The organism is Martelella sp. FOR1707, from assembly GCF_053484265.1.
This window is the reverse complement of the sequence record NZ_JBAKFP010000021.1, coordinates 1-443: the sequence shown is the minus strand read 5'-3', so window position 1 is coordinate 443 and position 443 is coordinate 1. Positions and strand designations below refer to the sequence as shown.

Annotated in this window: 1 protein-coding gene; it reads right to left on the bottom strand. The window is 55.5% G+C overall.

What is annotated here, in order from left to right; translation table 11 throughout:
• Positions 1 to 192 precede the first annotated feature (192 nt).
• Positions 193 to 443: hypothetical protein (locus V6765_RS24080; protein WP_448433133.1), on the bottom strand; the 251-nt coding region annotated here is incomplete at its 5' end.

Here is a 443-nt window from a genome sequence, read left to right as displayed (position 1 = left end):
CTTTGGCACCGACCTTTTCGAAGGTGCGGGAAAGGTTCTGGGCGATCAGGTATTCGTCCTCAACGATCAGGATTTTCGACCCGCGCAGCCTGTCGAGGTTTCCCTGCAAGCTGTTTTCGTCAGGATCCTGTAGACCGCTGGAAGGGGTTTCCGGTAAGAGTTGCATCTGCGATCTCCAATTCGGTGAATGTGTCAGTATGCACGACGCAGGGCTCCCCGGCCGAAGACGGCCGGCGAAACAAACGCATTCGCGACTGAACTTTCCTGAAAAGCAGGTATCCCGATGGAGTTGCCGGCTTCCTGAACAGCACGCGCGGGAACGGTTGCTGTTCCCTTGGATGCATGCTCGCGGGTTTCGCAAGTGCTTGTCCGGCATGGATAGATGTTGCAACCTTGGAAGACCATACGCCCATGATCCGCCGAAAGATACCCCAAAGGTAAAA